Annotated in this window: 23 protein-coding genes; 17 read left to right on the top strand and 6 right to left on the bottom strand. The window is 47.7% G+C overall.

Annotation, left to right across the window (positions count from 1 at the left end):
* Nucleotides 1-188: 188 nt before the first annotated feature.
* The 4 genes from cysE to JG725_RS16405 all read right to left on the bottom strand — a co-directional run bounded on the left by cysE (nt 189) and on the right by JG725_RS16405 (nt 3,250).
* Nucleotides 189-1,010, bottom strand: coding sequence for a serine O-acetyltransferase (gene cysE, locus JG725_RS16420; RefSeq protein ID WP_172291083.1), 822 nt, complete (start codon nt 1,008-1,010; stop codon nt 189-191).
* Nucleotides 1,011-1,196: 186 nt separating this feature from the next.
* The gene (gene gpsA, locus JG725_RS16415) at nt 1,197-2,216 is read right to left on the bottom strand and encodes an NAD(P)H-dependent glycerol-3-phosphate dehydrogenase (RefSeq protein ID WP_199378850.1); all 1,020 of its coding nucleotides are present in this window, start codon (nt 2,214-2,216) and stop codon (nt 1,197-1,199) included.
* Nucleotides 2,216-2,686 carry a protein-export chaperone SecB gene (secB, locus tag JG725_RS16410; RefSeq protein ID WP_172291081.1) on the bottom strand — a complete coding sequence of 157 codons (471 nt, stop codon included), beginning with the start codon at nt 2,684-2,686 and terminating at the stop codon, nt 2,216-2,218. Before secB ends, gpsA begins: the two co-directional genes overlap by 1 nt.
* A 132-nt stretch (nt 2,687-2,818) precedes the next feature.
* Nucleotides 2,819-3,250 (bottom strand): rhodanese-like domain-containing protein, encoded by a 432-nt coding sequence (locus JG725_RS16405; RefSeq protein WP_172291080.1) that lies wholly within the window; start codon nt 3,248-3,250, stop codon nt 2,819-2,821.
* Between the two features lie 296 nt (nt 3,251-3,546).
* On the opposite strand from JG725_RS16405, the gene envC reads away from it, so the two are divergent.
* Both envC and JG725_RS16395 read left to right on the top strand, forming a co-directional pair.
* Entirely contained in the window at nt 3,547-4,848 is a 1,302-nt protein-coding gene (gene envC, locus JG725_RS16400; RefSeq protein WP_199378847.1) for a murein hydrolase activator EnvC, read from the top strand.
* Between the two features lie 65 nt (nt 4,849-4,913).
* Nucleotides 4,914-5,804, top strand: a complete 891-nt coding sequence (locus tag JG725_RS16395) for a divergent polysaccharide deacetylase family protein (RefSeq protein ID WP_172291078.1) — start codon at nt 4,914-4,916, stop codon at nt 5,802-5,804.
* A gap of 59 nt (nt 5,805-5,863) precedes the next feature.
* Here the strand turns inward: JG725_RS16395 and tdh are convergent, their stop codons facing one another.
* Both tdh and JG725_RS16385 read right to left on the bottom strand, forming a co-directional pair.
* Nucleotides 5,864-6,892 carry an L-threonine 3-dehydrogenase gene (gene tdh / locus JG725_RS16390; protein WP_172291077.1) on the bottom strand — a complete coding sequence of 343 codons (1,029 nt, stop codon included), beginning with the start codon at nt 6,890-6,892 and terminating at the stop codon, nt 5,864-5,866.
* A 10-nt stretch (nt 6,893-6,902) separates the two neighbouring features.
* Nucleotides 6,903-8,099, bottom strand: coding sequence for a glycine C-acetyltransferase (locus tag JG725_RS16385; protein ID WP_172291076.1), 1,197 nt, complete (start codon nt 8,097-8,099; stop codon nt 6,903-6,905).
* A 378-nt stretch (nt 8,100-8,477) separates the two neighbouring features.
* Here JG725_RS16385 and rfaD point away from each other — a divergent pair, with 378 nt between their 5' ends.
* The 15 genes from rfaD (at nt 8,478) to coaD (ending at nt 24,273) form a co-directional block, all read left to right on the top strand.
* On the top strand, nt 8,478-9,410 hold the full coding sequence (gene rfaD / locus JG725_RS16380; RefSeq protein ID WP_172291075.1) for an ADP-glyceromanno-heptose 6-epimerase: 933 nt from the start codon (nt 8,478-8,480) through the stop codon (nt 9,408-9,410).
* Between the two features lie 24 nt (nt 9,411-9,434).
* Entirely contained in the window at nt 9,435-10,487 is a 1,053-nt protein-coding gene (gene rfaF, locus JG725_RS16375; protein ID WP_199378845.1) for an ADP-heptose--LPS heptosyltransferase RfaF, read from the top strand.
* Nucleotides 10,484-11,467 (top strand): lipopolysaccharide heptosyltransferase RfaC, encoded by a 984-nt coding sequence (gene rfaC, locus JG725_RS16370; RefSeq protein WP_199378843.1) that lies wholly within the window; start codon nt 10,484-10,486, stop codon nt 11,465-11,467. The genes rfaF and rfaC overlap by 4 nt, the downstream gene beginning before the upstream one ends.
* Before the next feature lie 130 nt (nt 11,468-11,597).
* Complete coding sequence (locus tag JG725_RS16365; protein ID WP_233356452.1) at nt 11,598-12,746, top strand: O-antigen ligase; 1,149 nt, start codon at nt 11,598-11,600, stop codon at nt 12,744-12,746.
* Nucleotides 12,747-13,040: 294 nt separating this feature from the next.
* The gene (locus JG725_RS16360) at nt 13,041-14,300 is read left to right on the top strand and encodes an O-antigen ligase (RefSeq protein WP_199378839.1); all 1,260 of its coding nucleotides are present in this window, start codon (nt 13,041-13,043) and stop codon (nt 14,298-14,300) included.
* 34 nt (nt 14,301-14,334) lie between these two features.
* Nucleotides 14,335-15,414 carry a lipopolysaccharide core heptosyltransferase RfaQ gene (rfaQ, locus tag JG725_RS16355; protein ID WP_199378837.1) on the top strand — a complete coding sequence of 360 codons (1,080 nt, stop codon included), beginning with the start codon at nt 14,335-14,337 and terminating at the stop codon, nt 15,412-15,414.
* The gene (locus JG725_RS16350) at nt 15,411-16,532 is read left to right on the top strand and encodes a glycosyltransferase family 4 protein (RefSeq protein WP_172291069.1); all 1,122 of its coding nucleotides are present in this window, start codon (nt 15,411-15,413) and stop codon (nt 16,530-16,532) included. The genes rfaQ and JG725_RS16350 overlap by 4 nt, the downstream gene beginning before the upstream one ends.
* Nucleotides 16,529-17,326 (top strand): lipopolysaccharide core heptose(I) kinase RfaP, encoded by a 798-nt coding sequence (gene rfaP, locus JG725_RS16345; RefSeq protein ID WP_172291068.1) that lies wholly within the window; start codon nt 16,529-16,531, stop codon nt 17,324-17,326. The genes JG725_RS16350 and rfaP overlap by 4 nt, the downstream gene beginning before the upstream one ends.
* A 22-nt stretch (nt 17,327-17,348) precedes the next feature.
* Nucleotides 17,349-18,431: a lipopolysaccharide 1,6-galactosyltransferase gene (gene waaB, locus JG725_RS16340; RefSeq protein ID WP_199378835.1), complete on the top strand. Its 1,083-nt coding sequence runs from the start codon at nt 17,349-17,351 to the stop codon at nt 18,429-18,431.
* A 49-nt stretch (nt 18,432-18,480) separates the two neighbouring features.
* Nucleotides 18,481-19,494 (top strand): lipopolysaccharide 3-alpha-galactosyltransferase, encoded by a 1,014-nt coding sequence (gene waaO / locus JG725_RS16335; protein ID WP_199378833.1) that lies wholly within the window; start codon nt 18,481-18,483, stop codon nt 19,492-19,494.
* Nucleotides 19,495-19,519: 25 nt separating this feature from the next.
* Nucleotides 19,520-20,509, top strand: coding sequence for a glycosyltransferase (locus JG725_RS16330; protein ID WP_199378831.1), 990 nt, complete (start codon nt 19,520-19,522; stop codon nt 20,507-20,509).
* A gap of 24 nt (nt 20,510-20,533) precedes the next feature.
* Nucleotides 20,534-21,436: a glycosyltransferase family 2 protein gene (locus tag JG725_RS16325; RefSeq protein WP_199378829.1), complete on the top strand. Its 903-nt coding sequence runs from the start codon at nt 20,534-20,536 to the stop codon at nt 21,434-21,436.
* A gap of 102 nt (nt 21,437-21,538) precedes the next feature.
* Nucleotides 21,539-22,282: a glycosyltransferase family 2 protein gene (locus tag JG725_RS16320; protein ID WP_199378827.1), complete on the top strand. Its 744-nt coding sequence runs from the start codon at nt 21,539-21,541 to the stop codon at nt 22,280-22,282.
* Between the two features lie 190 nt (nt 22,283-22,472).
* A complete protein-coding gene (gene waaA / locus JG725_RS16315; RefSeq protein ID WP_172291063.1) occupies nt 22,473-23,750 on the top strand; it encodes a lipid IV(A) 3-deoxy-D-manno-octulosonic acid transferase in 1,278 nt (425 codons plus the stop codon).
* A 37-nt stretch (nt 23,751-23,787) separates the two neighbouring features.
* Nucleotides 23,788-24,273, top strand: a complete 486-nt coding sequence (gene coaD, locus JG725_RS16310; protein ID WP_172291062.1) for a pantetheine-phosphate adenylyltransferase — start codon at nt 23,788-23,790, stop codon at nt 24,271-24,273.
* The last annotated feature ends 6 nt before the right edge of the window (nt 24,274-24,279 follow it).

The following is a 24,279-nucleotide window of genomic DNA, read 5'->3' as shown; positions in this document are numbered from 1 at the left end:
ATTCTGTTTGCACAGATAGTACGACAATAAAACAGCTCGTCATTATGTAGTAAAATACGACGAGGGTAGTTAAATAAATGACTATCCGTGAAATAGTTTCAGACGTTTCCTACTCTGAATAACTAACAACAGCGAGCTAGCGGATAATTTATAAATAACGTTTTTTATTGACGCATGAAGCGACGGTATTAAATACCGTCTCCATACTCAAAACCACGATTCACACCGTTGAAATACTGATCCATATCCATTGACGGCTTATCCGTTTCCGGACGGCCGACTATCCGGGCAGGAACGCCGGCAGCGGTGGTATGGGGCGGAACAGGCTGTAAAACCACCGAACCCGCGCCGATTTTGGCGCCGCGCCCGATCTCAATATTCCCCAGGATCTTGGCGCCCGCGCCGATCATTACCCCTTCGCGGATTTTAGGATGGCGATCGCCGCTGGTTTTCCCCGTACCGCCCAGGGTAACGGATTGCAGAATGGACACATCATTCTCAACAATCGCCGTTTCGCCGATCACAATACCGGTCGCATGATCGAGCATGATCCCGCAGCCGATAGTCGCAGCCGGGTGAATATCAACGCCAAAGGACACCGAGATCTGATTCTGGAAGTAGATCGCCAGCGCCTTACGATCCTGAGACCACAGCCAGTGACCGATGCGATACGCCTGTAAGGCGTGAAATCCTTTCAGATAAAGCAACGGCGTTGAGTATTTATCCACGGCGGGATCGCGCAGGCAGACCGCCTGAATATCGCGCGCGGCGGAAATGATCATCTGCGGATCGGCATGGTAAGCCTCTTCAGCGACTTCACGGATGGCAATGGCGGGCATGATCGGACTAGACAGCTTATTAGCCAGCATATAGCTTAGCGCGCTACCCAGATTTTCGTGTTTCAGCAATGTGGCATGAAAAAAACTGGCCAGCATCGGTTCGCAATCCGCCAGATTACGCGCCTCAGCCTTAATATTTTTCCAGACCAGTTCCAGTTCTTCTGTCGACATTGCCTTGCTCTCCGCAGTACCACATACCGAATTATACCCTGCCGGCTTGAAGTCGCGAGGGATGTTCGTTCACTCACCGCCCGCCCGCAGCGCCCATGACTTTGGGTATACAATTTGTCGCCGACGCCGTTCACACACAAAAAACACCCTAGGCCGCCGGCATTAAGCAAGCTTGGTCATAGGATGTTATAAATGAGTGCTTTCGTCTTTGCGTGTACGCCCCAGCAGACTTAACGCTGCTTCCCGGGCATCTTTTCCACAGTACAGGACTTGCCAAAGTTGCTCGGTAATCGGCATTTCAACGCCGTAACGCTTCGCTAATGCCAATACCTCTTTGGTATTGCGATATCCTTCGACAACCTGACCAATCTTATCCTGCGCTTCCTGAACCTCCATCCCCTGCCCCAGCATCATACCGAAACGTCGATTACGGGATTGGTTATCGGTACAGGTCAGCACCAGATCGCCCAATCCGGCCATGCCCATAAAAGTGGTGGGATCGGCGCCCAATGCCACACCCAGCCGGGTCATCTCCGCCAGACCCCGGGTAATCAACGCCGTACGTGCGTTGGCCCCAAAGCCAATGCCGTCAGACATACCGGCGCCGATAGCGATAACATTTTTAACCGCCCCGCCCAGCTGTACGCCGATAAAATCAGGATTGCTGTATACCCGGAAACTTTTACCGCAATGCAGCAAACGCTGAAGATCATCGGCAAATGCGTCATCCGTCGCCGCCAGCGCAATCGCCGTAGGCAGGCCGGCGGCCAACTCTTTCGCAAAGGTCGGCCCGGATACGACAGCAAGCGGGATTTGTTCCCCCAACGCTTCTCGGGCCACGTCCTGCAACAAGCGTCCGGTTTCCGCTTCCAGCCCTTTCGTCGCCCACACTATCCGCGCGTCAGCGCGCAGATGGGGTTTAATCTGACGCAACACATCGCCGAACACATGGCTGGGAACCACCACCAAAACATTCCGGCTGGCCGCCAGCGCCTGCGCCAGGTCGGTTTCCAGTTGCAGCGAATCAGGAAAAGAAACGTCAGGCAGGAACGCCTGATTACAGCGGGCCGCCTGCAATGCACGGATATGCTCAGGCTGATGACCCCAGAGCACCACCCGGTGACCGTTACGCGCCAGGGTAATCGCCAATGCGGTGCCGTATGAACCGGCACCGATCACGGTCATTGAAGCGTCAGACGCGTTCATCAGGCATCCTGACGCGGCGCGGCATTTTCATCTGCCGTTTGTTGCTGCAAATAGTTCATGAACAGCGCATCAAAGTTAACCGGCGCCAGATTCAGCTGTGGGAAAGTGCCGCGGGAAACCAGGCTGGTGATGCACTCGCGGGCATACGGGAACAGAATGTTCGGGCAATACGCGCCCAGGCAATGCGCCAGTTGAGTGCCTTCAATGCCCCCAACGGTGAAAATCCCGCCTTGCTGAACTTCGCACAGAAATGCCGTTTCTTCACCCAGCGAAGCCGTGACGGTAACGCGCAGCACCACTTCATAAATATCTTCCGCCAGTTGGCTTGATGCCGTGTCCAGATCCAACTTCACTTCAGGCTGCCATTCCTGCTGGAATACCTGAGGGGCGTTCGGCGCTTCAAAGGAGATATCCTTGGTATAGATACGCTGGATTTGGAAAGACATTTCGGCGTTGTTTTGTTCAGACATGTTGAATAATACCTTTTGTTGGTTTTTTTGACGCCTTCCATCGTCAGAGAAGGTGGACGCCAGCACATTAGTCATTTTAGCGTTGCGGACAGCCCGTTGCGCCGTCTTGCAAGAATTATTTGCGGCGAACCGTTATTTGCCGCGGACCAGGGGCAGATTTTCACCGCTCCAGCCGGCAAGGCCGTCTTTCAACACCAATACGCGTTCAAATCCTGCTTTGAGCAGGTTATCCGCCGCTTCGCGCGAAGAAATGCCGTTGGCGCACACTACAATCACCGGTTGCGCTTTATGTTTTTCCAACTCGCCTACGCTGCCGTTTTTAATATCATTGGGTAACAGGTTAAACGCATTGGCGATGTGGCCGCGACGATAGTCGTCACGATTGCGAATATCGACTATCACGGCGTCTTCTTTGTTGATCAATTGGATCGCTTCACCGCGAACCACTTCCTTCACTTTAGAAAGTTTACTCTTCACAGTAAGCACAATGACGGCGACCAACAGGGCAACCCAGGCCAAACTCAATATAGGGTGCTTGCTAATGAATGGCATAATCTCTTGCATGGGGTATAACGACTCCCGAATCAGTTAAGCGATAAAATATAAGGTTCCTGAGTATACCTGCGCGATACGGCAATTACAGCCAGTAAGCCAACATAGCGTACTGAATCTGCGGCGCGATAGGTAAAAATCACCTCACAGATTGTGTAATTCAACCATTCTATGCGCATACGTTCCCATTTATCTATTATTGATGCATCCCTGCTGCGGATTCCGTGTCATCCTTGTCACGAATGGAAATAGAAATCCAGAAAGAGACGACTGGTAAGCCGCTGTTCATCGTGGAATAATCCTTCGCTATGAGTAAAAAAGCGTTATCTGTACAGTTGAGAGCAGTATGTCGCGCCAAAATTCAATCCCGGGCGTTACACAAGCTGTTCGCCCGGTGCGCCAGCGCGTTTTGCGTCGGCGCCTTGCTGCTGTCCGGCTTCAGCCAGGCGGCGGATAATCAGCAACAGCTCAAAGCCCTGCAACAGGATATCGCCGCCAAGGAAAAAAGCGTTCGACTGCAACAGCAACAGCGCGGCGCGTTAGTCCAGCAGTTGAAAAAGCAGGAGCAGTCCATCGCGCAATCAAGCCGTCAACTGCATGAAACGCGCAATACGCTGTCCACGCTGAATAAAGAGCTGAACGCGCTTGGCGCATCCATCGCCAAATTACAATCACAGCAAGACACACAGCAAGAAATTCTTTCCCGCCAGCTTGATGCCGCATTCAGACAGGGTCAGCACAGCGCTTTGCAGTTGATTCTGAGCGGCGAAGAGAGCCAGCGCAGTGAACGTATCCTGGCTTATTTTGGCTACCTGAACGAAGCGCGGCAGAAATCCATCAATGAGTTGCAACAAACGCGAACCGAGTTGGCCAGCCAGAGACGACTGCTTGAGGAAAAACAGACGCAGCAGAAAACGTTGTTGAGCGACCAGCAGCAACAGCAGAAAACGCTGGAGCAGGCGCAGACAGAGCGGCAAAAAACCCTATCGACGCTGGAAAGCTCGCTGGAAAAAGATCGGCAACAGCTCACCGAATTACGTCAGAATGAAACGCGCCTGCGCGATCAAATCGCCCGCGCTGAGCGCGAAGCCAAAGCAAGGGCCGAGCGGGAAGCCCGTGAGGCGGCCAAAGTCCGCGCCAAAGAAGAACAGGCCAAACGCAGCGGCGGCAGCTACAAACCAACAGAAAACGAGCGCTCGCTCATGGCGCGCACCGGCGGCCTCGGCCGACCGGCCGCACAGGCCTTCTGGCCGGTTCGGGGGAATATTGAGCATCGTTTTGGTGAACCGCTGCAAGGCGAGCTACGCTGGAAAGGGCTGGTCATCGCCGCGCCGGAAGGAACCGAAGTCAAGGCCATCGCCGATGGCAACGTGCTGATGGCCGACTGGCTGCAAGGCTATGGTCTGGTTGTGGTCGTCCAGCACGGCAAGGGCGACATGAGTCTTTATGGCTATAACCAAAGCGCGTTGGTTTCCGTCGGGGCACAGGTTAAAGCAGGCCAGCCTATCGCGCTGGTCGGCACCAGCGGCGGACAAAGCCAGCCTGCGCTCTATTTTGAAATTCGTCGCCAGGGTCAGGCGGTAAACCCACAACCTTGGTTGGGAAGATAGTCTTGTATCATTTAAAATCAAAAATCTTATTTTTTTTCAGTCTATTGGTGCTCTCCCAATCCGGTATGGCCGGTAAGCTTTCCATTGTGATTGATGACTTCGGCTACCGTCCGCATAACGAAAATCAGGTTTTAAACCTGCCCGCGGCCATTTCGGTGGCGGTGCTGCCCAATGCGCCTTACGCCAGAGAAATGGCGACCAAAGCGCATAATCAGGGACGGGAAGTCCTGATCCATCTGCCGATGGCGCCGATGAGCAAACAGCCGCTGGAGCGCGACACGCTGCGCCCGGACATGAGCGGCGAAGAGATCCAGCGCATTATCCGTCAGTCGGTCAATAATGTGCCTTATGCCGTCGGCCTGAATAACCACATGGGCAGCGCGATGACCGCCGATCTCCCCGGTATGCAAAAAGTGATGCAGGCCCTGAGCGCCTATCAGCTCTATTTTCTCGACAGTATGACGATCGGCAGCAGCAAAGCCACTCAGGCCGCCGCCGGAACCGGCGTAAAAGTGATTAAACGAAAGGTTTTTCTGGATGATAGCCAGAACGAAGCCGACATCCGCCGCCAGTTTAACCGCGCAGTGCAGATTGCACGGCGCAGCGGCTCCGCCATCGCCATTGGGCATCCCCATCCGTCGACCATCAAAGTGTTGCAGCAAATGCTGCCCGCGTTGGATGCGGATATCGTACTGGTGCGTCCAAGCCAGTTGCTGAATGAACCGACCTGGCATTACGAACCGTCACCCGCGCCAGAGACGCCGAAACCGGTTAAACCGCGTAATCCATTCCGGGGCATCAAACAATGCCTGGTGAAACGCCCGCCTGAACCCGTGAAAAACGATGTGATGTTCAAACTGGTCGATAGCAGCATTCGCGATAGCGCCGCCATCACATTTGTAAAACGTCGTTGGCAAACCTGGGTAGCGCCCGCCGAATCGGATGTGAGACCCTAGGTTTATTTTTCGTGTTTGCGCCTCAATTTGAGGCGCAAACAGGTCACTCAAGCCGGAAGTTATCCCTTCCAACTGAGAATAACTTTCCCCGACTGCCCGGAACGCATGACATCAAATCCCTTTTGAAAATCATCAATCGGAAAACGATGCGTAATAATGGGGGATAAATCCAGACCGGACTGGAGCAGGGCGGACATCTTGTACCAGGTTTCAAACATTTCCCGACCATAGATACCTTTGATAAACAGCCCCTTGAATATGACCTCGCCCCAGTCAATCGACATCGGCTCCGGGGGAATACCGAGCATGGCGATGCGGCCGCCGTGATTCATGGCTTTCAGCATGGCGCGAAACGCAGGCGGCGCGCCGGACATTTCCAGCCCGACATCAAACCCTTCGGTCATTCCCAGCGCCAGCATGACGTCTGAAAGATTTTCATGCGCCACATTTACCGCCCTCGATACCCCCATTTTACGGGCGAGATCCAGTCGATAATCGTTCACATCGGTAATCACCACATGCCGGGCGCCCACGTGGCGACACACTGCCGCGGCCATCACACCGATCGGCCCCGCGCCGGTAATCAATACATCCTCGCCGACCAAATCAAACGACAGCGCGGTATGCACCGCATTGCCCAAGGGATCGAAAATCGCCGCCAGCTCATCGGAAATATTGTCAGGAATACGGAATGCGTTTTCGGCGGGGATAACCAGATACTCGGCGAACGCTCCGGGACGGTTTACTCCCACGCCAAGGGTATTGCGACACAAATGCCGGCGTCCCGCGCGGCAGTTGCGGCAATATCCGCAGGTGATATGCCCTTCGCCGGATACCCTGTCGCCGATGTTGAAACCGCTCACTTCCTGACCGATGGCCACGATATCGCCGACATACTCATGTCCGACCACCATCGGCACCGGGATGGTCTTCTGTGACCACTCATCCCAGTTATAAATGTGCACATCCGTACCACAGATGGCGCTTTTACGAATGCTAATCATAATGTCGTTATGCCCCAGTTCCGGCTTGGGCGCATCCATCATCCAGATACCGGCCTCGGGGCGCAATTTCGCCAATGCTTTCATCGTCGTGATCTCAGTCAATCACGCCCAGGCGTTTGCCTACCCGGATAAAGGCGTCAACCGCCCGCTGAACCTGCGACAGCGTGTGGGCCGCGGACATTTGGGTACGAATGCGGGCCTGGCCGCTGGGGACGACGGGATAAAAGAATCCGGTGACGTAAATACCTTCGCGTTGCAGCGCCGCGGCAAAGTCCTGCGCTAACCGGGCCTCCCCCAGCATAACCGGAATAATGGCATGATCGGCCCCCGCAAGGGTGAATCCCGCCGCCTTCATCTGCGCGCGAAACAGACTGGCGTTCGCCCACAGCCGCTGGCGTCGTTCATTGCCATCCGCCAGCAGGTCCAGCACTTTGAGCGACGCCGCCGCCATCGCCGGCGCCAGCGAGTTGGAAAACAGATAAGGGCGCGAGCGTTGCCTCAGCCACTCGATAACCTCACGACGCCCGGCGGTATAGCCGCCAGAGGCGCCGCCCAGCGCTTTGCCCAATGTCCCGGTGATGATGTCGACACGATCCATCACGCCGCAATATTCGTGCGTTCCCCTCCCCTGCGCCCCGACAAAACCGACCGCATGCGAATCATCCACCATGACCAACGCATCGTAGCGATCGGCCAGATCGCAGATCCCCGACAGATTGGCGATAACGCCATCCATCGAAAAAACGCCATCGGTGGCGATCATGATATGGCGCGCGCCTTCCGCCCTTGCCCGCTGAAGCTGAGCTTCCAACTGACTCATATCGTTGTTGGCGTAACGATAACGTCGGGCTTTGGAAAGACGGATACCGTCGATGATCGAAGCATGATTCAACGCATCGGAAACAATGGCGTCTTCCGGACCCACCAGCGTTTCAAACAGACCGCCGTTGGCATCAAAACAAGAGGAATAAAGAATCGCATCATCCGTTCCCAGAAAGTCAGCCAGCTTTTGCTCCAGCTGCTGATGAATATCCTGCGTGCCACAAATAAAACGCACCGACGCCATACCAAAACCGTGGCTCTCCAGCCCCTGTTTCGCGGCAGCGATCAGCTCCGGGTGATTTGCCAGCCCAAGGTAGTTGTTGGCGCAAAAATTGAGCAGCTTACCGCTGTCGGCGACATCAATTTCAGCCTGCTGCGGAGAGGTAATGATGCGCTCTTGTTTGAATAAGCCCTCGGTGCGGGCAGCCATAATCTGTGTGGCGAGTTGCTGATAAAAAGCGGCGGGCATAAGCGATCTCTCCGGTAAAAAGGATGCCATGTATACCCTAAATAATTCGAGTTGCAGGAAGGCGGCAAGTGAAGGAGTCCCGATGAGCTTACTCAGGTAAGTGATTCGGGTGACTGAGCGCGGCCAACTCACATGCAACTTGAAGTATGACGGGTATAGATTAATAAACTAGCGGAAGTGGACGTGAATGAGGGAGAAAGAATCTGAAAATGCAATCTGCGTCACGCGGTATTTATCTTCGTCCGGCGCGAGAACGAATGCAGGAAACGGCGCTAAAAAAACCTCAGGCTGCTTGCCGTAAAATGTAATGCTATTATAGCGCTTATAGACAGCGTGAGGCGTGGTGCTTCACCGGCAAGATTAATAAGGGTAGACCCCATGATTATCGTTACTGGCGGCGCCGGCTTCATCGGCAGCAATATTGTAAAATCTCTCAATGATATGGGTTATCGGGATATTCTGGTCGTCGATAACCTGAAAGACGGGACGAAATTCGTCAATCTGGTGGATCTGGATATCACAGACTACCTGGATAAAGAAGATTTCATCGCCAGCATCATCGCTGGCGACGATCTGGGTGATATCGATGCCGTCTTCCACGAAGGCGCCTGCTCGTCGACCACCGAGTGGGACGGCAAGTACATGATGGATAACAACTATCAATACTCCAAAGATGTGTTGCAATATTGCCTCGATCGCAACATCCCGTTCCTGTACGCCTCGTCTGCCGCAACCTATGGCGGCCGCAACGATAACTTCATTGAAGATCGCCAATATGAGCAACCGCTGAACGTCTATGGCTACTCCAAGTTCCTGTTCGATCAGTACGTGCGCGAAATTCTGCCGCACGCCGAGTCGCAAATCTGCGGCTTCCGCTACTTCAATGTCTACGGCCCGCGCGAGGGGCACAAAGGCAGCATGGCCAGCGTCGCCTTCCATCTGAACAACCAGATCAATCAGGGTGAAAACCCGAAACTGTTCGCCGGCAGCGAAAACTTTAAGCGGGACTTTATCTACGTCGGCGATGTCGCCGACGTCAACCTGTGGTTCTGGCAAAAAGGGGTTTCCGGCATTTTCAACTGCGGCACCGGCCGGGCGGAATCTTTCCAGGCTGTCGCTGACGCCACGCTGGCATTCCATAAAAAAGGCAGCGTGGAATACATTGAATTCCCGGCCAAGCTGAAAGGCCGTTATCAGGCGTACACCCAGGCCGATCTGACCAACCTGCGCGCCGCCGGTTACGATAAACCGTTTAAAACCGTCGCCGAAGGCGTTGCCGAATACATGGCCTGGCTAAACCGTACCGTTTAATCGGATAAGGAACGGACAAACGGTATGAAAATTCTGGTCATCGGCCCTTCCTGGGTAGGCGACATGATGATGTCGCACAGCCTGTATCGCGCGCTGAAGGCTGAACATCCGCAAGCGGTCATTGACGTGATGGCCCCCGCCTGGTGCCGTCCTCTGCTGGCCCGTATGCCCGAGGTTAATCAGGCGCTGGCGATGCCGCTCGGCCACGGCGCGCTGGCGCTGGGGGAGCGTCGCCGTTTGGGGATTTCCCTGCGGGCCGCCCAATACGACCGCGCTTACGTGTTGCCTAACTCGTTTAAATCCGCGCTGGTGCCTTTCTTCGCCGGTATCCCGCAACGCACCGGCTGGCGCGGTGAAATGCGTTACGGGCTGCTGAATGATATCCGCGTACTGGATAAAGCGGCATTTCCGTTGATGGTGCAGCGCTATGTCGCGCTGGCCTACGATCGCCAACGCGTTCATGGCGCTCAAGATCTTCCGCAGCCGTTACTGTGGCCTCAGCTACAGGTTAGCGCGGAAGAAACCGCTGAGATGACGCAAACTTTCGGCCTGCGCGATCCGCGTCCGATGATTGGTTTTTGTCCCGGCGCAGAATTTGGCCCCGCTAAACGCTGGCCGCATTATCATTACGCCACGCTGGCGCAGAAGTTGATTGAACGGGGCTATCAGGTCGTCCTGTTTGGTTCGGCCAGCGACCAAGCGGCAGGCGAGGATATCCGCCAGGCCTTAACCGAGAAAGCGCAGCAACACTGCGCCAACCTCGCCGGGAAAACCGCTTTGGAACAGGCGGTAGTGCTGATCGCCGCCTGCCACGCGGTGGTGAGCAATGACTCAGGATTAATGCACATTGCCGCCGCCCTCAACCGTCCGCTCATCGCGCTTTATGGCCCCAGCAGCCCGGACTTCACCCCGCCGTTGTCGCATCAGGCAGAGGTCATTCGCCTGATTACCGGTTATCACCGGGTGCGCAAAGGCGATGCCGAGCAGGGATATCATCAAAGCCTGATTGACATCCAACCGGAGCGCGTGCTCGACGCGCTGGAAAAATATCTGACCACGCCGGGAGAACCCGCATGAGGGTGCTGATTATCAAAACATCCTCAATGGGCGATGTGCTGCATACGTTACCCGCGTTAACCGACGCCATGCTGGCCCTGCCCGGCATAACCTTCGACTGGGTGGTGGAAGAGGGCTTTGCCCAGATCCCCGGTTGGCACCCGGCCGTATCCCGCGTGATCCCGGTGGCTATCCGGCGCTGGAGAAAAAGCTGGTTCAGCGCCCAGACACGTCAGGAACGCAAAGATTTTAAGCGGCAACTACGTGAATATCATTATGATGCGGTGATCGATGCCCAGGGGTTAATTAAAAGCGCCGCGCTGGTCACCCGCCTTGCCCGAGGCAAAAAGCACGGTCTCGACTGTAAAAGCGCGAGGGAACCCCTGGCGAGCGGGTTCTATAACTACCGCCATCCCGTCAGCCGTCGGCAACATGCCGTAGAACGCCTGCGCGAACTGTTCGCCGCCAGCCTTGGCTACAAGAAACCCGCCGAGCGCGGCGATTACGCCATCGCTCCGCGCTTTCTTTCCCAGCTACCGGCCGATGCCAATCAATATTTGGTCTTTCTTCATGCTACTACCCGGGATGAAAAACACTGGCCGGAATCTCACTGGCGCGAGCTGATTTCTCTACTGCAATCCAGCGGACTCCGGATCAAGCTTCCCTGGGGCGCGGAGCATGAACGCCAGCGCGCTCTGCGTCTGGCGCAAGGGTTTGCGCACGTCGACGTTTTACCTCGTCTTACGCTGCAACAGGTCGCCGAGGTGCTGGCCGGAGCAAAAGCGGTGGTTTCCGTCGATACGGGCTTAAGCCATTTAACCGCGGCGCTGGATCGTCCGAATATCACCCTGTATGGCCCGACCGATCCGGGATTGATTGGCGGTTATGGGCTGAATCAGGCAGTGGAAATGTCTGAAAATCGGCAGATGAGTACAATTACGGCCGGGGAAGTCCGCCAAAAGCTGGATCAAATGATAGAATTAACTCCATCAGGCGAGTAATCCCGCTCTCCCCACGTTGAATAAATAGATGATCAATAACTTAGGATATGATCTGACAAGATCTTCCGGCATAAGCGCGGCCCTCGCCCTTAATCTTATTTTCCCCGGCTGTTTACTGACGCTCTGTATTATGCCATTCAGTACCATCGTCGCCGGTTGGGTTTTCTACCTGACCGGTTCGCTTTCCGTTTTTTACGTGATGACGCACCTGAAAACCATCGCGGCGACCAAACGACTTCTGACGATCCCGCTGTGTTTGTTGCTCCTCGGCCTGACCAATCTTGTCTGGTATCATCAATATTATCAGCCGGACACCGCCTTTTCCGCAGTCTACAACGCCTATGAAACCTCCGCCCACGCCTGTATTCTGGGGGCATTCATCCTACTAACGACGTTGCATATCGCCCGGGAGAAGCAAAAATTTCAGCTTCCCTGCATCCTGGCGATCTGCGCTCTGACGCTGGGCTATGCCTTTTATCAGTCCTTATTTAGCGGTGTGCACCGTATCGGGCTGGTATTCGGCCCGGCAACCAGCGCGGCCTATTTCCTCACCTTTATCGGCGCGCTGAGCGCCCAGGCGATATTAACGCTCAGTACACCCTGCAAGTATTATCTTTATATGGCTCATTTTCTGTTGATGACCATCGCCATTCTGCTCACGGAAACGCGGGCGGCAATATTTGTTTATCCGATTGTCGGCGCCACGATTTTATTATCAGAAGTCAGACACAATAGGCGTTTATTTATCAAAGCCTTTGCGGGTTCGGTTATCACTGTTCTGCTGTGCTCGTTTCTCTTCCAGGAGACGATCCATCAGCGCACCAACGATCTGATTAACGATATCCGCAATTACAGTATGAACAACAGCAAAACGTCAGTCGGCGCCCGCCTGGCCATGTACCAGGCCGGCGTACAGGTCGGCGAAGACGCGTTGTTCGGCCAATCGGCGGAACAGCGTTCAGTGCGTATTGTTCAGTTGGCGGAACAGGATCCCGGATTGGCGGGCGCCGTAGGATTCCTGAACGTGCATCTCCATAATGAAGCGATCGATGCCTTTTCTCTTAAAGGGTTGCCCGGCGCTTTTATCCTGCTGATGCTCTATGCCGCATTGATCTATTTTTCCGTCTTTATACTCAGAAGCCATCTGTTGGCAGCCATGATTTTTGCGCTACTCATGTACGGTTTGAGCGATGTTATTTTGTACTCTCGCGATATGCTAATCGCCTGGCTGCTGACCTTTTGCCTCGGCACCACATTGACCGGCAGATGGCTTAAGTAATAACCACATGTAACATGGTGATATAGGCAATTATCGCTGTGACAGGGAGCCGGGTTTTAGTACCATGGCAGGCTAAAATGGCGCACCGCAAACCGCTGTGCCGCCCGATCGGTCATCTCAGTCCACTGGTAGCTGTCGAGCCAGGGGCGGTAGCGTGGTTTGTTTGCAAAACGTCCATTTTTGAGCAAAGTCGTAGCTTTTATTATTTTCATTTAGGTATATCAATCTTATTACTAAAGAACAGATTCCCATTTATACACACACCAAAAAAACAAACTTAATATAAAATTAAACATGAAAAACTTTGAATTAAACACCCGAAAAAATCTACTTTCTACTTTCATCTACATAGGATTTATTATTGCATTAAGTTTCATGATTTTTAACTCACGATTATCTGTAAAAATATTCAACAACATAGGTATAATTGCTATTATATTTCTATTCCTGATCATCAAGATAAAGGAGATAAATAATAAAAATATAATGGTCGCACTAAGCATGCTATTGCTAAGTGCAGTAAATTTCATTTGGGAATTAATATATAAAACAGATGATAGTGAATTTTTAGGTGTATATCGCTCTTATCACAGCGTAGAGAAAATACTACTTCTAGGTGCAATATTTATTTTACTCACAACGATATTAAGCTCAGTATATAAAATAAAAAAACCATTTCTTATCTTAATATATTCAATCCCTTGCACGCTATTAACTTATTTTTGTTTTTTCAACAAAAATGGAAGATTCACTCTATCTGACGGAATAGCAACAACATCTGGCTATATGATGACATTTATTGGGATTATCATATCGCAGGCTATTCTCTTAAATAAATCATCAAAAAGGGTTAATTTTTATCTTCTAGCTTATGCTCTATTTTTTATTTTAATAATATATACAGAAACGCGAGCGGCAATATTAACATATCCTATATTAAGTGCATTAATTTTATTTCCTTTTGTTTTTAAAAACAAAAAAGTGAATTTCAAGATAATAACAAAATTCATACTAGTCAACATAGCATGTTTGATATTATGCCAAAACATCATTAACAACAGAGCAATTAATCTCTTTTCAGATTTAAAAAAGTATGAGCAATCTGATAGCAACTCATCAGTTGGTGCACGTATTGCCATGTATAAAACAGGGATAACCAGCTTTCTTGACGCACCACTGGGTCAGTCATTGGAGTCAAGAGCAGTTAATATCCGACAACAAGCAGAAAAAGATCCCTCTCTTTTTGGCGCATCGCTATTCACGAATGTTCATTTACATAACGAATTTATCGAAGCTGTCTCCTTGAAAGGAATATTCGGTGGGATTGGTTTACTTATTTTTTATGCATCTTTACTTTACTCATCTCTATTTATCATAAGGGACTACTCCATTATAGCGATCTCTTTAGCAGTGATCATTTACGGTTTAAGCGATGTCATTTTTTATGACAATAATATAACCATCGTCTGGGTTATGACTTATTGCCTCAGTATTTTCTTGGCCCAAAGCCAAAGAAATGAACAGACTAGTTTTGATAAAGTAGTCCTGCAATAAAATAGTTATACGTGAAATAAACAAAGGAATTACGGTGGATAATGTTTATCAAAATTACCAAAAAATCCTGGTTGTAAAGCTCAGATTCCATGGTGATATGCTACTCACCACCCCACTTATCAGCACGCTGAAAATGAATTATCCGGATGCCCAAATCGACGTATTATTGTACGAAGATACCATGCCGATTTTGTCCGAAAATAAAGATATCAATGTATTATACGGTATCAAGCGAAAAGAGAAAGGGGCACTGCGTAAACTAAAAAGTTTCTCGAATCTGGCTCGCAAACTAAGAGCCAACCATTATGATTTGATTATCAACCTGACGGATCAGTGGCTTATAGCCCCATTGCTAAAGCTAGCCAACGCCCGCAAGAAAATAAGTTTGGAATTCAGGCATCGAGATTCCTTTTTCTGGCGCTTTTGCTTTGATGAAATCGTCAGGCCAGTAGGTTCTCACGTTGTTGAACATAATCTTTCGGTAGCCAACGCATTGCATTTATCAAAAATTGATATGCACACCATTATGGCTTACGATGAGAAACAATGGGAAACGATTCATAACCAACTGATAACTATCAACGCAGACAAAAAATATATCGTTATACAACCCACAGCGCGACAGATATTTAAATGCTGGGATAATGATAAATTTGCTGACGTTATCGATAACATTCAGTCAAACGGATTGAATGTTATTTTAACGTCCGGCCCCAGCGAAGAAGATCAACAATGTATTAATGCTATTTCAGCGCTGTGTAAATCACCACCGATAACGGATTTTGCGTGCAAAACGACATTTCCTCAGTTAGCCGCATTAATAGATCACGCGGAACTCTTTATCGGTGTCGATTCCGCTCCCATGCACATGGCTGCCGCTTTGGAGACGCCGATAGTATGTCTGTTCGGCGCAACGGATCATCTATTCTGGCGCCCCTGGAGTGAGAATAAAATCGTTATCTGGGCTGGAGATTACCAGACGATGCCCCAACGCAGCGGAATAGACAGGCAGCATAAATATCTGTCTTGTATTCCGGCAACAGATGTCATTGAGGCAGCACTGACTATGCTGTCTAAAACTAGGCAGGCATCCCAATCTGGGACACGACAATGATCATTGCATTCTGTTTGTACAAGTACTTCCCTTTTGGTGGGCTACAGAGAGATTTTTTACGCATCGCTCAGGCCTGCCAGGCTCGCGGACATCATATTCGCGTATACGTCCAATCATGGGAAGGTTCGCAGATTGATAATTTCGAACTGATTCAGGTTCCGGTTCGGAAACACACCAATCACGCACGCAATAAAGAATATTATCAGTGGATACAACAACATATGCAACAACACCCGGTAGACCGGATAGTCGGTTTTAATAAAATGCCGGGGTTGGATTTCTATTATGCCGCCGATGTTTGCTATGCCGAAAAAGTGGCGCAGGAGAAAGGTTTTCTTTATCGCCTAACGTCGCGTTACCGACATTATGCCGCTTTTGAAAAGGCCGTTTTTGAGCGTGATAGCCGCACTAAAATGCTGATGCTCACTCACCGCCAGATTGACGACTTCAAAAAACATTACGGCACACAGGATGAGCGATTCGTCATTTTACCACCGGGTATTTCTCCCGATCGTAAATATCGTCCGGATGCGGCACAGGTCAGAACACGATTCAGACAAGAGCAACAGATCCCGCAGCATAGTCTGGTGGTTTTGCAGGTTGGCTCGGATTTCTATCGTAAAGGCGTTGAACGAAGTTTATATGCGATTGCCAGCCTGCCGGAAACACAGAGAAAACAGACGATTTATCTGGTTGTCGGGCAAGATAAACCCGGCCGTTATCAAAAAATCGCCTCGCGTCTGGGAATCAGCGCTCAGGTTCGTTTCTTTTCAGGCCGTAACGATATTCCTGATTTTATGGCGGCGGCCGATTTACTGATTCACCCTGCGCATCAGGAAGCGGCTGGCATCGTGCTACTTGAAGCACTGACCGCGGGTTTGCCGGTCATTGTGACCGATGTGTGCGGCTACGCTTTTTATATTGATCGGGCAAATGCCGGGGCCGTTATCGAAGAACCTTACCGTCAGAATGAATTAAATGCCGTATTACACCACGCGCTAAGCCAGACGGAAGAGCGTACGCAATGGGCCGCCAATGCGCGCCATTTTGCCGATACCGCAGATCTATACAGTTTGCCGGAGAAAGCCGCAGCGTTGATAACGGGTGATCCATCATGATTGAGCTAAAAGAACCTTTCGCATCATTATGGCAAAATAAAAACCCGTTTGAAGAGGTCGATAAACTCGACGGCGATATATTCCGCGCGCTGGAAAGCCGCCGGACGTTGCGTTTTACTGTGGGCAAGCAGTCCTATTTTATAAAAATACACCGCGGCACCACGCTAAAAGAAGTGCTGAAAAACCTGATCTCACTCAGGCTGCCGGTGTTAGGCGCCGATCGCGAATGGAATGCAATCCACCGTTTGTCCAAGCAGGGCGTCGACACCATGCGAGGAGTGGGATTCGGGCAACGCGGTTTAAATCCGTTGCGCCGCCATTCCTTTATCATTACGGAAGATCTTAACCCGGCGATTAGCCTGGAAGACTACTGCGCAACCTGGGCGAAAAATCGTCCGACATTTAAGGAAAAGAGGCGGCTCATCCGTCGGGTCGCGGAAATGGTGCGCGGCATGCACGCCAGCGGGATCAACCACCGGGATTGTTATATCTGCCATTTCCTGCTGCATCTACCGTATAATCCGGACAGCAGCAAGCTGAAAATATCGGTAATTGATTTACATCGTGCGCAGCTTAGAAAAAAAGTGCCATTGCGCTGGCGTAATAAAGATCTTATCGGTTTGTATTTTTCGTCGCTCACTATCGGCTTAACCCAAACGGATATTTTTTATTTTTTAAAAATTTATTTTAATCAGCCATTGAAAACGATATTAGACAGTGAAAAAAATCTGCTTAGCGAAGCAGAAATTAAAGCTGATAAGATAAAAAGCAGAACTGAACGTAAATCACTATAATGCACAATACGATCGAATCAATATGAATATACTTTTTGTTGGTGAAGCGGTATCCGGATTTGGCGGCATTGAAACTGTGATACAAAAAGTAACCGGTTTTCTAACAGATGATCCTGCAACCAGACATCACTATACTCTTTATTTCCTTTGTCGTGACGATAGAATGGATAAAAGCTGGCTGGCTGGGAAGAAAGCTGTTTATTCCAGATCCGGGATTAAGATTTCATTTTTCAGACGACTTAAACACATTTATGCTCTCAGTCGTTATATTGAGAAAAATAATCTTGATATCATCATCGCTTTTGATTCGCCCTCCTGCCTGATTGCAGCCAGAGCGATAAAATACAGCAACAGAAATATTCGGCTGATTTCATGGATCCATTATTCTCTCGATCATAAAAAATACTCCGAACGTGTACTGGAAGCGGATTATCATTTGGCTATCAGTTCTGGCATTCAACAACAGTTAGTCAATCGTGGTGTGCCGGCAGAGAAGATCTATACGATATTTAACCCAGTGACGCCAACAGAGATAGTCATTCCCCGACCTGAATCTACACAGCCAGCCTCTTTCTTATATGTTGGCAGAATCAAGTTCGAAGGCCAAAAACGGCTCAAGGACTTATTGGATACGCTCTCTAGGCTTGAAGGCGATTGGGTATTCCATGCCGTAGGCGATGGCTCAGATCTGAAAATATGTCAGGCTTATGCACAGCAGTTAGGGATCAGTCAGCATATCCATTGGCATGGCTGGCAGGCAAATCCATGGGAATATATTAGAACCGAGATTAAAACAGTTAGTTCCTTACTCTTAACATCCTCCTTTGAAGGATTCGGAATGGTTCTTGCGGAAGCCATGTCTTACGGTATCTATTGCATCAGTTCAGACTGCCCATCAGGACCAGCAGATATTATAAAAAATGATGTAAATGGGAAATTATATCCTCCTAAAGAAACAGAAAGGTTACAATCCACTTTACAGGATATTATAAATCACCAGACGTTACCATCGACTGATGTCATAAAAACATCGATAAGCAATTTTTATGATGAAAAATATTATCAAGAAATAAAAAAAATAATTCAGGCCATCATCAATTTATAATCTGCCAAACAGTCTAATAACGGCTAATGATTTTATTTCTGAGGTTATCATGCACTTCAAAAAAGATGATATTATTACAGAAATCGTATCATTCTCATTTAGTTCTAAAAGTGAAAATGTGCTAAACATTTCTTTCGGTACGGATAAAAATTTTTTATTTGGCTGCGCCATTTCCATTGCATCAATATTATTGAAAAACAGTGACAAAAACCTATCTTTTCATGTTTTTACTGATACTTTAGGAAAAAATGAAAAAGAAAAATTTGGTAAATTAGCAAAACAATACAACACATCAATTACATTATATGTTGTAAACTGTGACGAACTAAAAAAGTTACCCAGCACAAAAAATTGGTCTTATGCCATTTATTTTAGATTTATTGTCACTGATTATTTTCACAACTCGCTGGATAAAATAATTTATCTTGATTCTGATATAGTCTGCAATGGCTCTTTGCAGGAATTAATTGATTTAGATATCAGTAATTATATCGTTGCTGCGGTTAGCGAAGGTGATCAAAACTGGTGGGGAAAATGTGCGGAAAGATTAGCAACCCCAGCGATCAAAAATGGTTACTTTAACTCAGGCTTTTTACTAATTAATCTGCAAAACTGGCATGGCGGCAGCATAACATCCAGAGCAATGGATATGTTAAAAAACCAGGCGATTGCAGAAAAAGTATCCTATCCCGATCAGGATATTCTCAATATGTTATTGCCCGGACACATCCTTTTTCTCGATAAAAAATATAATACCCAGTTCAGCATAAACTATGAACTGAAATGTAAATCCGGCGAAACCTATCCTCATCCTATCAATGACGGTACGATATTCATCCACTATATCGGTCCAACAAAACCTTGGCATGAGTGGGCACAGTATCCCTGTTCGGAATATTTTTATATCGCTAAAAACACCTCTCCCTGGAAAGATGAGCCTTTGGAAAAAGCAACGACAACCAATCAATTACGTTATTGCGCCAAACATCATTTTCACAAAGGAAGATTCAGTTCATTCATTATCAATTACATCCGATATTTTGTAAAAAAAATATCAAATTAATGAGTCATAAGAAAGATTATATAGCATGTATTTTAATAAAGAATTAATCATTGAAGACACTATAAAAATCATTGGAAATAATAATTCCGATGAGCCTTTTTTACATGTCGCTTATGGCATAGATAAAAAATTTATTTTTGGCTCGGCCATTTCAGCAACCTCGATCCTCATCAACAATAATATTCCTTTATTTTTCCACTTTTTTACCGATTACATCGATGAGGATACTATCCATAGATTTAAATCTATGGCAGAAAAATTTCATACAAATGTTCATATATATAAAGTAAATACTTCAATATTAAAAGAATTACCCCAAGAAAGATGGCCATGCTCTGCATATTTCAGAATTGTAGCTTTTGATTATTTAAGCGATAAAATTGATAAATTACTTTATTTAGATGCAGATATTATGTGTAAAGGTGATCTTAGCGCCCTCACCGATATTGATTTCAGTCATGCAATTTGTGCTATTGTACCGGATATACAGTCAACGCAAGAACAGGCAGCAATCCGATTGAGAAAACCTGAATTGGCAGAGTATTACTTCAATTCAGGTGTAATGTTCACTCAGTTAAAAAACTGGAATGAATATCAACTCACTCAAAAGACGCTATCCTTTATTCTGGATAATTTAACGCTAAGATATCCCGATCAAGATGCGCTTAATGTACTCCTTTATGAAAAGACAATTATCCTTCCCCGCAAGTTCAATAGTATCTATAGCATCAAGAGCGAATTGAAGGACAAATCTCATCAGGCCTATAAAGAAATCATCACTCCCGAAACTATTCTTATTCATTATGTTGGGACAACAAAACCATGGAATGAATGGGGACAGTATCCATCCACCGTTTTTTTTAAGAAAGCATATCACGTATCAACATGGTGTGATGTACCTTTGACTAAGGCCGTTACCCCCTTGCAATGGAAGAAAAAATCAAAACATGAAATAAGACAAGGGAAATATATAAAAGGAATCCTTAGTAGATTAAAATACAAGCTTAACAAATAAAATATATATTACGGTAATTGATAAATGAATATAACATCTATTGTAATAATTTATAACTCAAAAATACAAGATTCCGAGACATTACAAAGCATCATAGAATGCCATATTGAAAACATAAACTTAGAAATTTGTATCTGGAACAATGGTCCTCAACTCCTCAATGAAAATGATATAGCCAATTTCCTCTCTATATGCCTAGAAAAAAACATCAAAGTAAATATATACCAAGATACCAGAAATATATCACTATCAAAAATATACAATTTTTTCATAAAAAATACATCATATGACTTTATTACAATTTTAGATCAAGACTCTGTTTTGCCCCCCAATTACTATCATAATATATCTCATCACGGCAGTATGGATATTATTGTTCCTAAAGTAATCGCCGATAAAAATGGCATGAGCGCACAAACTGACCCTCACATATATGGCGATTCGAATATTATGATAGATGACGGTCCGGTAAATGTAAAAATAGATTCTATTATGTCCGGGCTTACACTTTCCCAAAATGCGATCGGTAAAATTGTAGCATTCCGAGGTTATGTATTTGAAGAAAAATTAGCATTCTATGGTATTGATAGTGATCTATTCAGAATCATCAGTATGATGTCGGATACCAGGCGCCCGCTTAATATATATTGTACCAATGAAATTCATCATTCATTTGCCATATTTAATCAACAAGAAGCAAAGAGCAAATTTCGAATGATGGAAATGTTTTATTTCAAATTCTTCATAAGAAATGAATACCAGAAAAAAGCCAAAATAAGTACAATTTGGGTTTGCTTGCGAGACTTTATAAGAGGGAAAAGTAGCTTTTACAGAACGAAAAACCTGATTAAGTTTACCTTAATAAATATTCACCCTCGCTCCAAGTTAGAGATAGATGACAAAATAACACCTACTCATTACATTTAGGAGATGCAGTAGTAAAAATATCTCCTTGTTTTTTTAAGAAATAATAGAGATTACCACATATACTCATATAATATATAATCAAACAGCAGAGAAAAATGCAAAATGAAAAACATATCTTTTGTAATTTTAACATGGAATAGATCAAAGATGTTAAAATTATGCCTTAGTCGATTACATGCAGTGATTAAAAACAAAGATGAATGCGAAATAATAATTTTAGACAATGCATCGAGTGATAACACAAAAGATGTAATAAATGAATTTAAAAACGAAAAAACAGACATCAAGATTACAACAATCTTTAGTAGAAAAAATACTGGGCTAAATGGTTACAAGAAGCTTTTTTCAAAAGCAAAAGCAAAATATATCGTCGAAGTCGACGATGATGTTTTGGATTTCCCTGATAGCTTAGATCATATATTCGATACTTATATGAGTAATTTCCCAGAATATGGCTATCTGGCTTTGGATGTTATCCAGAACGAACATACTGACGGAGCTAAACCTGGAGCTGAATGTTATACAGAGGTAGAGCGTAATGGTATGGTAATTGAAAATGGCCCTACGGGAGGGTGGTGTTCCTGTTTTAGAAAAGAAGACTTTAAGAAAACATCCATATTATTTGATTTATTCCATAAATTTGATTTTAAAAATGGAGAGGATGGTTATTTATGCCGAACACTAAGAAAACGGGGTAAAAAATTCGGCATAATCAAAGGAGTTAAATGTTTTCATGCCTCAGGCCCCTATTATTCAAGAGAATTTCAACAGTTAGATAGGGATATTATGAAATACGAAGATTCCGGACTGGATACTTATGTAAAAAAATATAAGGAATATCGGTAATCACTCTCTCACATTACGAAGATAAAAATCATTAGACCACAAGGTTACCTTTACAAAAAAGCCACTCTTAACTTATTAAGATATATAAATTTATTAAGCTTTAACAAAAATCTAAAATCACACAAATCATAGATTTAATATTCTTAACTATATAACATTACTATCAATACTAACCAGAACAGTAAACAATATGCTACAAACTCTCTACACCGTTCTTCTTTACCTTATTCAGCCGCTGATATGGATTCGACTGTGGCTGCGCGGTCGCAAGGCGCCGGCATATCGTAGACGCTGGAGTGAACGCTACGGGTTCTGCGCGGAAAAAGTGAAACCAGATGGCATAATGCTGCACTCCGTTTCCGTGGGCGAGACGCTGGCGGCTATCCCTCTGGTCAGGGCTTTACGGCATCGCTACCCTAACCTGCCGATTACCGTCACCACGATGACGCCAACCGGTTCAGAGCGTGTACGTTCCGCTTTCGGCGATACGGTTTATCACGTTTATCTCCCGTATGATTTACCCTCCGCTTTGCGACGTTTCTTTAATCAGGTTCGCCCCAAAGTCGTTATCATTATGGAAACAGAGCTGTGGCCTAACCTGATTGATGAGCTGCATAAACGTAAAATTCCGCTGGTGATCGCCAACGCTCGCTTATCTGCCCGCTCAGCCGCCGGCTACAAGAAAATCGGCAGTCTGACGCGTCATATTCTGCGGCGTATCACACTGGTGGCCGCGCAAAATCGGGAAGACGGCGAGCGTTTTATCGATCTCGGTTTGAAGCGTTCAAGTCTCACCGTTACCGGCAGCCTTAAATTCGATATTTCCGTTACCCCGGAACTGGCGGCCCGCGCGGTGACGTTGCGGCGCCAGTGGGCGCCACACCGCCCGGTATGGATCGCGACCAGCACGCACGAAGGCGAGGAGTCCATTGTGCTTGCGGCGCATCGTCAGCTGCTGGTTAATTTCCCTGACCTGCTGTTGATCCTGGTTCCCAGACATCCGGAGCGTTTCTCCACCACGCAGGCGCTGACCCAAAGCCTGGGTTTCAACTACACCTTGCGAAGCAGCGGCGAACTCCCTTCCGCCGATACTCAAGTTATTGTTGGCGACACCATGGGTGAACTCATGTTGTTATACGGCATCGCCGATCTGGCGTTTGTCGGCGGCAGTCTGGTCGAACGCGGCGGTCATAATCCGCTCGAAGCCGCCGCCCATGCCATTCCCGTTCTGATGGGGCCGCACACCTTTAACTTTAAAGACATCTGCAACAAACTTGAGCAGGCGGATGGCCTGATTACCGTGACGGATGCGGCATCGCTGGCCAGAGAAGTTGGGAATCTGCTCGCCGATGAAGATTACCGCCGCTATTATGGCCGGCACGCCGTCGAGGTATTGCATCAGAATCAAGGGGCCTTGCAGAAGTTGCTCTCATTGCTGGAACCCTATCTGCCGCCTCGGACGCAATAATTGGCCGTGGTTTTGAGCATAGGAGCAGAGGATCATCATGACAATCAAAGCGATTTATCCCGGCACTTTCGATCCGCTAACCAACGGCCACCTGGATCTACTCACCCGCGCATCACGGATGTTCGACCATCTGGTGCTGGCGATTGCCGCCAGTCCGAGCAAAAATACGTTATTTACGCTTGATGAGCGGGTAGCGCTGGCAAAAGAAGTCACCCAACATTTGCCGAATGTGGACGTTGTCGGCTTCAGCGAACTGATGGCGCATTTTGCGCAACATCAGCAAGCAACCATTCTGGTGCGGGGATTGCGCGCGGTATCCGATTTCGAGTACGAACTGCAACTCGCCAAAATGAATCACCATCTGATGCCGGCGCTGGAAAGCGTGTTCCTGATGCCTTCCGAAGAGTGGTCTTTTATTTCCTCTTCGCTGGTCAAGGAAGTGGCTCGTCATGGCGGCGATGTCTCTCACTTCCTGCCCGCGTCCATTGCCGGCGCATTACAGAAAAAACTGCAACACGCCTAAAGCGCA

It is taken from the genome of Brenneria sp. L3-3C-1 (assembly GCF_016456245.1).
Classification (GTDB): domain Bacteria; phylum Pseudomonadota; class Gammaproteobacteria; order Enterobacterales; family Enterobacteriaceae; genus Brenneria.
The sequence above is the reverse complement of the archived record's forward strand: the minus strand, read 5'-3'. Positions and strand labels throughout refer to the sequence as shown.

What these genes read in the sequence shown, in the direction of transcription:
- cysE (WP_172291083.1), bottom strand. Translation starts at nt 1,010, where the DNA reads ATGTCGACAGAAGAACTGGAACTGGTCTGGAAAAATATTAAGGCTGAG.
- gpsA (WP_199378850.1), bottom strand. Translation starts at nt 2,216, where the DNA reads ATGAACGCGTCTGACGCTTCAATGACCGTGATCGGTGCCGGTTCATAC.
- secB (WP_172291081.1), bottom strand. Translation starts at nt 2,686, where the DNA reads ATGTCTGAACAAAACAACGCCGAAATGTCTTTCCAAATCCAGCGTATC.
- JG725_RS16405 (WP_172291080.1), bottom strand. Translation starts at nt 3,250, where the DNA reads ATGCAAGAGATTATGCCATTCATTAGCAAGCACCCTATATTGAGTTTG.
- envC (WP_199378847.1), top strand. Translation starts at nt 3,547, where the DNA reads ATGAGTAAAAAAGCGTTATCTGTACAGTTGAGAGCAGTATGTCGCGCC.
- JG725_RS16395 (WP_172291078.1), top strand. Translation starts at nt 4,914, where the DNA reads ATGGCCGGTAAGCTTTCCATTGTGATTGATGACTTCGGCTACCGTCCG.
- tdh (WP_172291077.1), bottom strand. Translation starts at nt 6,892, where the DNA reads ATGAAAGCATTGGCGAAATTGCGCCCCGAGGCCGGTATCTGGATGATG.
- JG725_RS16385 (WP_172291076.1), bottom strand. Translation starts at nt 8,099, where the DNA reads ATGCCCGCCGCTTTTTATCAGCAACTCGCCACACAGATTATGGCTGCC.
- rfaD (WP_172291075.1), top strand. Translation starts at nt 8,478, where the DNA reads ATGATTATCGTTACTGGCGGCGCCGGCTTCATCGGCAGCAATATTGTA.
- rfaF (WP_199378845.1), top strand. Translation starts at nt 9,435, where the DNA reads ATGAAAATTCTGGTCATCGGCCCTTCCTGGGTAGGCGACATGATGATG.
- rfaC (WP_199378843.1), top strand. Translation starts at nt 10,484, where the DNA reads ATGAGGGTGCTGATTATCAAAACATCCTCAATGGGCGATGTGCTGCAT.
- JG725_RS16365 (WP_233356452.1), top strand. Translation starts at nt 11,598, where the DNA reads ATGCCATTCAGTACCATCGTCGCCGGTTGGGTTTTCTACCTGACCGGT.
- JG725_RS16360 (WP_199378839.1), top strand. Translation starts at nt 13,041, where the DNA reads ATGAAAAACTTTGAATTAAACACCCGAAAAAATCTACTTTCTACTTTC.
- JG725_RS16350 (WP_172291069.1), top strand. Translation starts at nt 15,411, where the DNA reads ATGATCATTGCATTCTGTTTGTACAAGTACTTCCCTTTTGGTGGGCTA.
- rfaP (WP_172291068.1), top strand. Translation starts at nt 16,529, where the DNA reads ATGATTGAGCTAAAAGAACCTTTCGCATCATTATGGCAAAATAAAAAC.
- waaB (WP_199378835.1), top strand. Translation starts at nt 17,349, where the DNA reads ATGAATATACTTTTTGTTGGTGAAGCGGTATCCGGATTTGGCGGCATT.
- waaO (WP_199378833.1), top strand. Translation starts at nt 18,481, where the DNA reads ATGCACTTCAAAAAAGATGATATTATTACAGAAATCGTATCATTCTCA.
- JG725_RS16330 (WP_199378831.1), top strand. Translation starts at nt 19,520, where the DNA reads ATGTATTTTAATAAAGAATTAATCATTGAAGACACTATAAAAATCATT.
- JG725_RS16325 (WP_199378829.1), top strand. Translation starts at nt 20,534, where the DNA reads ATGAATATAACATCTATTGTAATAATTTATAACTCAAAAATACAAGAT.
- JG725_RS16320 (WP_199378827.1), top strand. Translation starts at nt 21,539, where the DNA reads ATGAAAAACATATCTTTTGTAATTTTAACATGGAATAGATCAAAGATG.
- waaA (WP_172291063.1), top strand. Translation starts at nt 22,473, where the DNA reads ATGCTACAAACTCTCTACACCGTTCTTCTTTACCTTATTCAGCCGCTG.
- coaD (WP_172291062.1), top strand. Translation starts at nt 23,788, where the DNA reads ATGACAATCAAAGCGATTTATCCCGGCACTTTCGATCCGCTAACCAAC.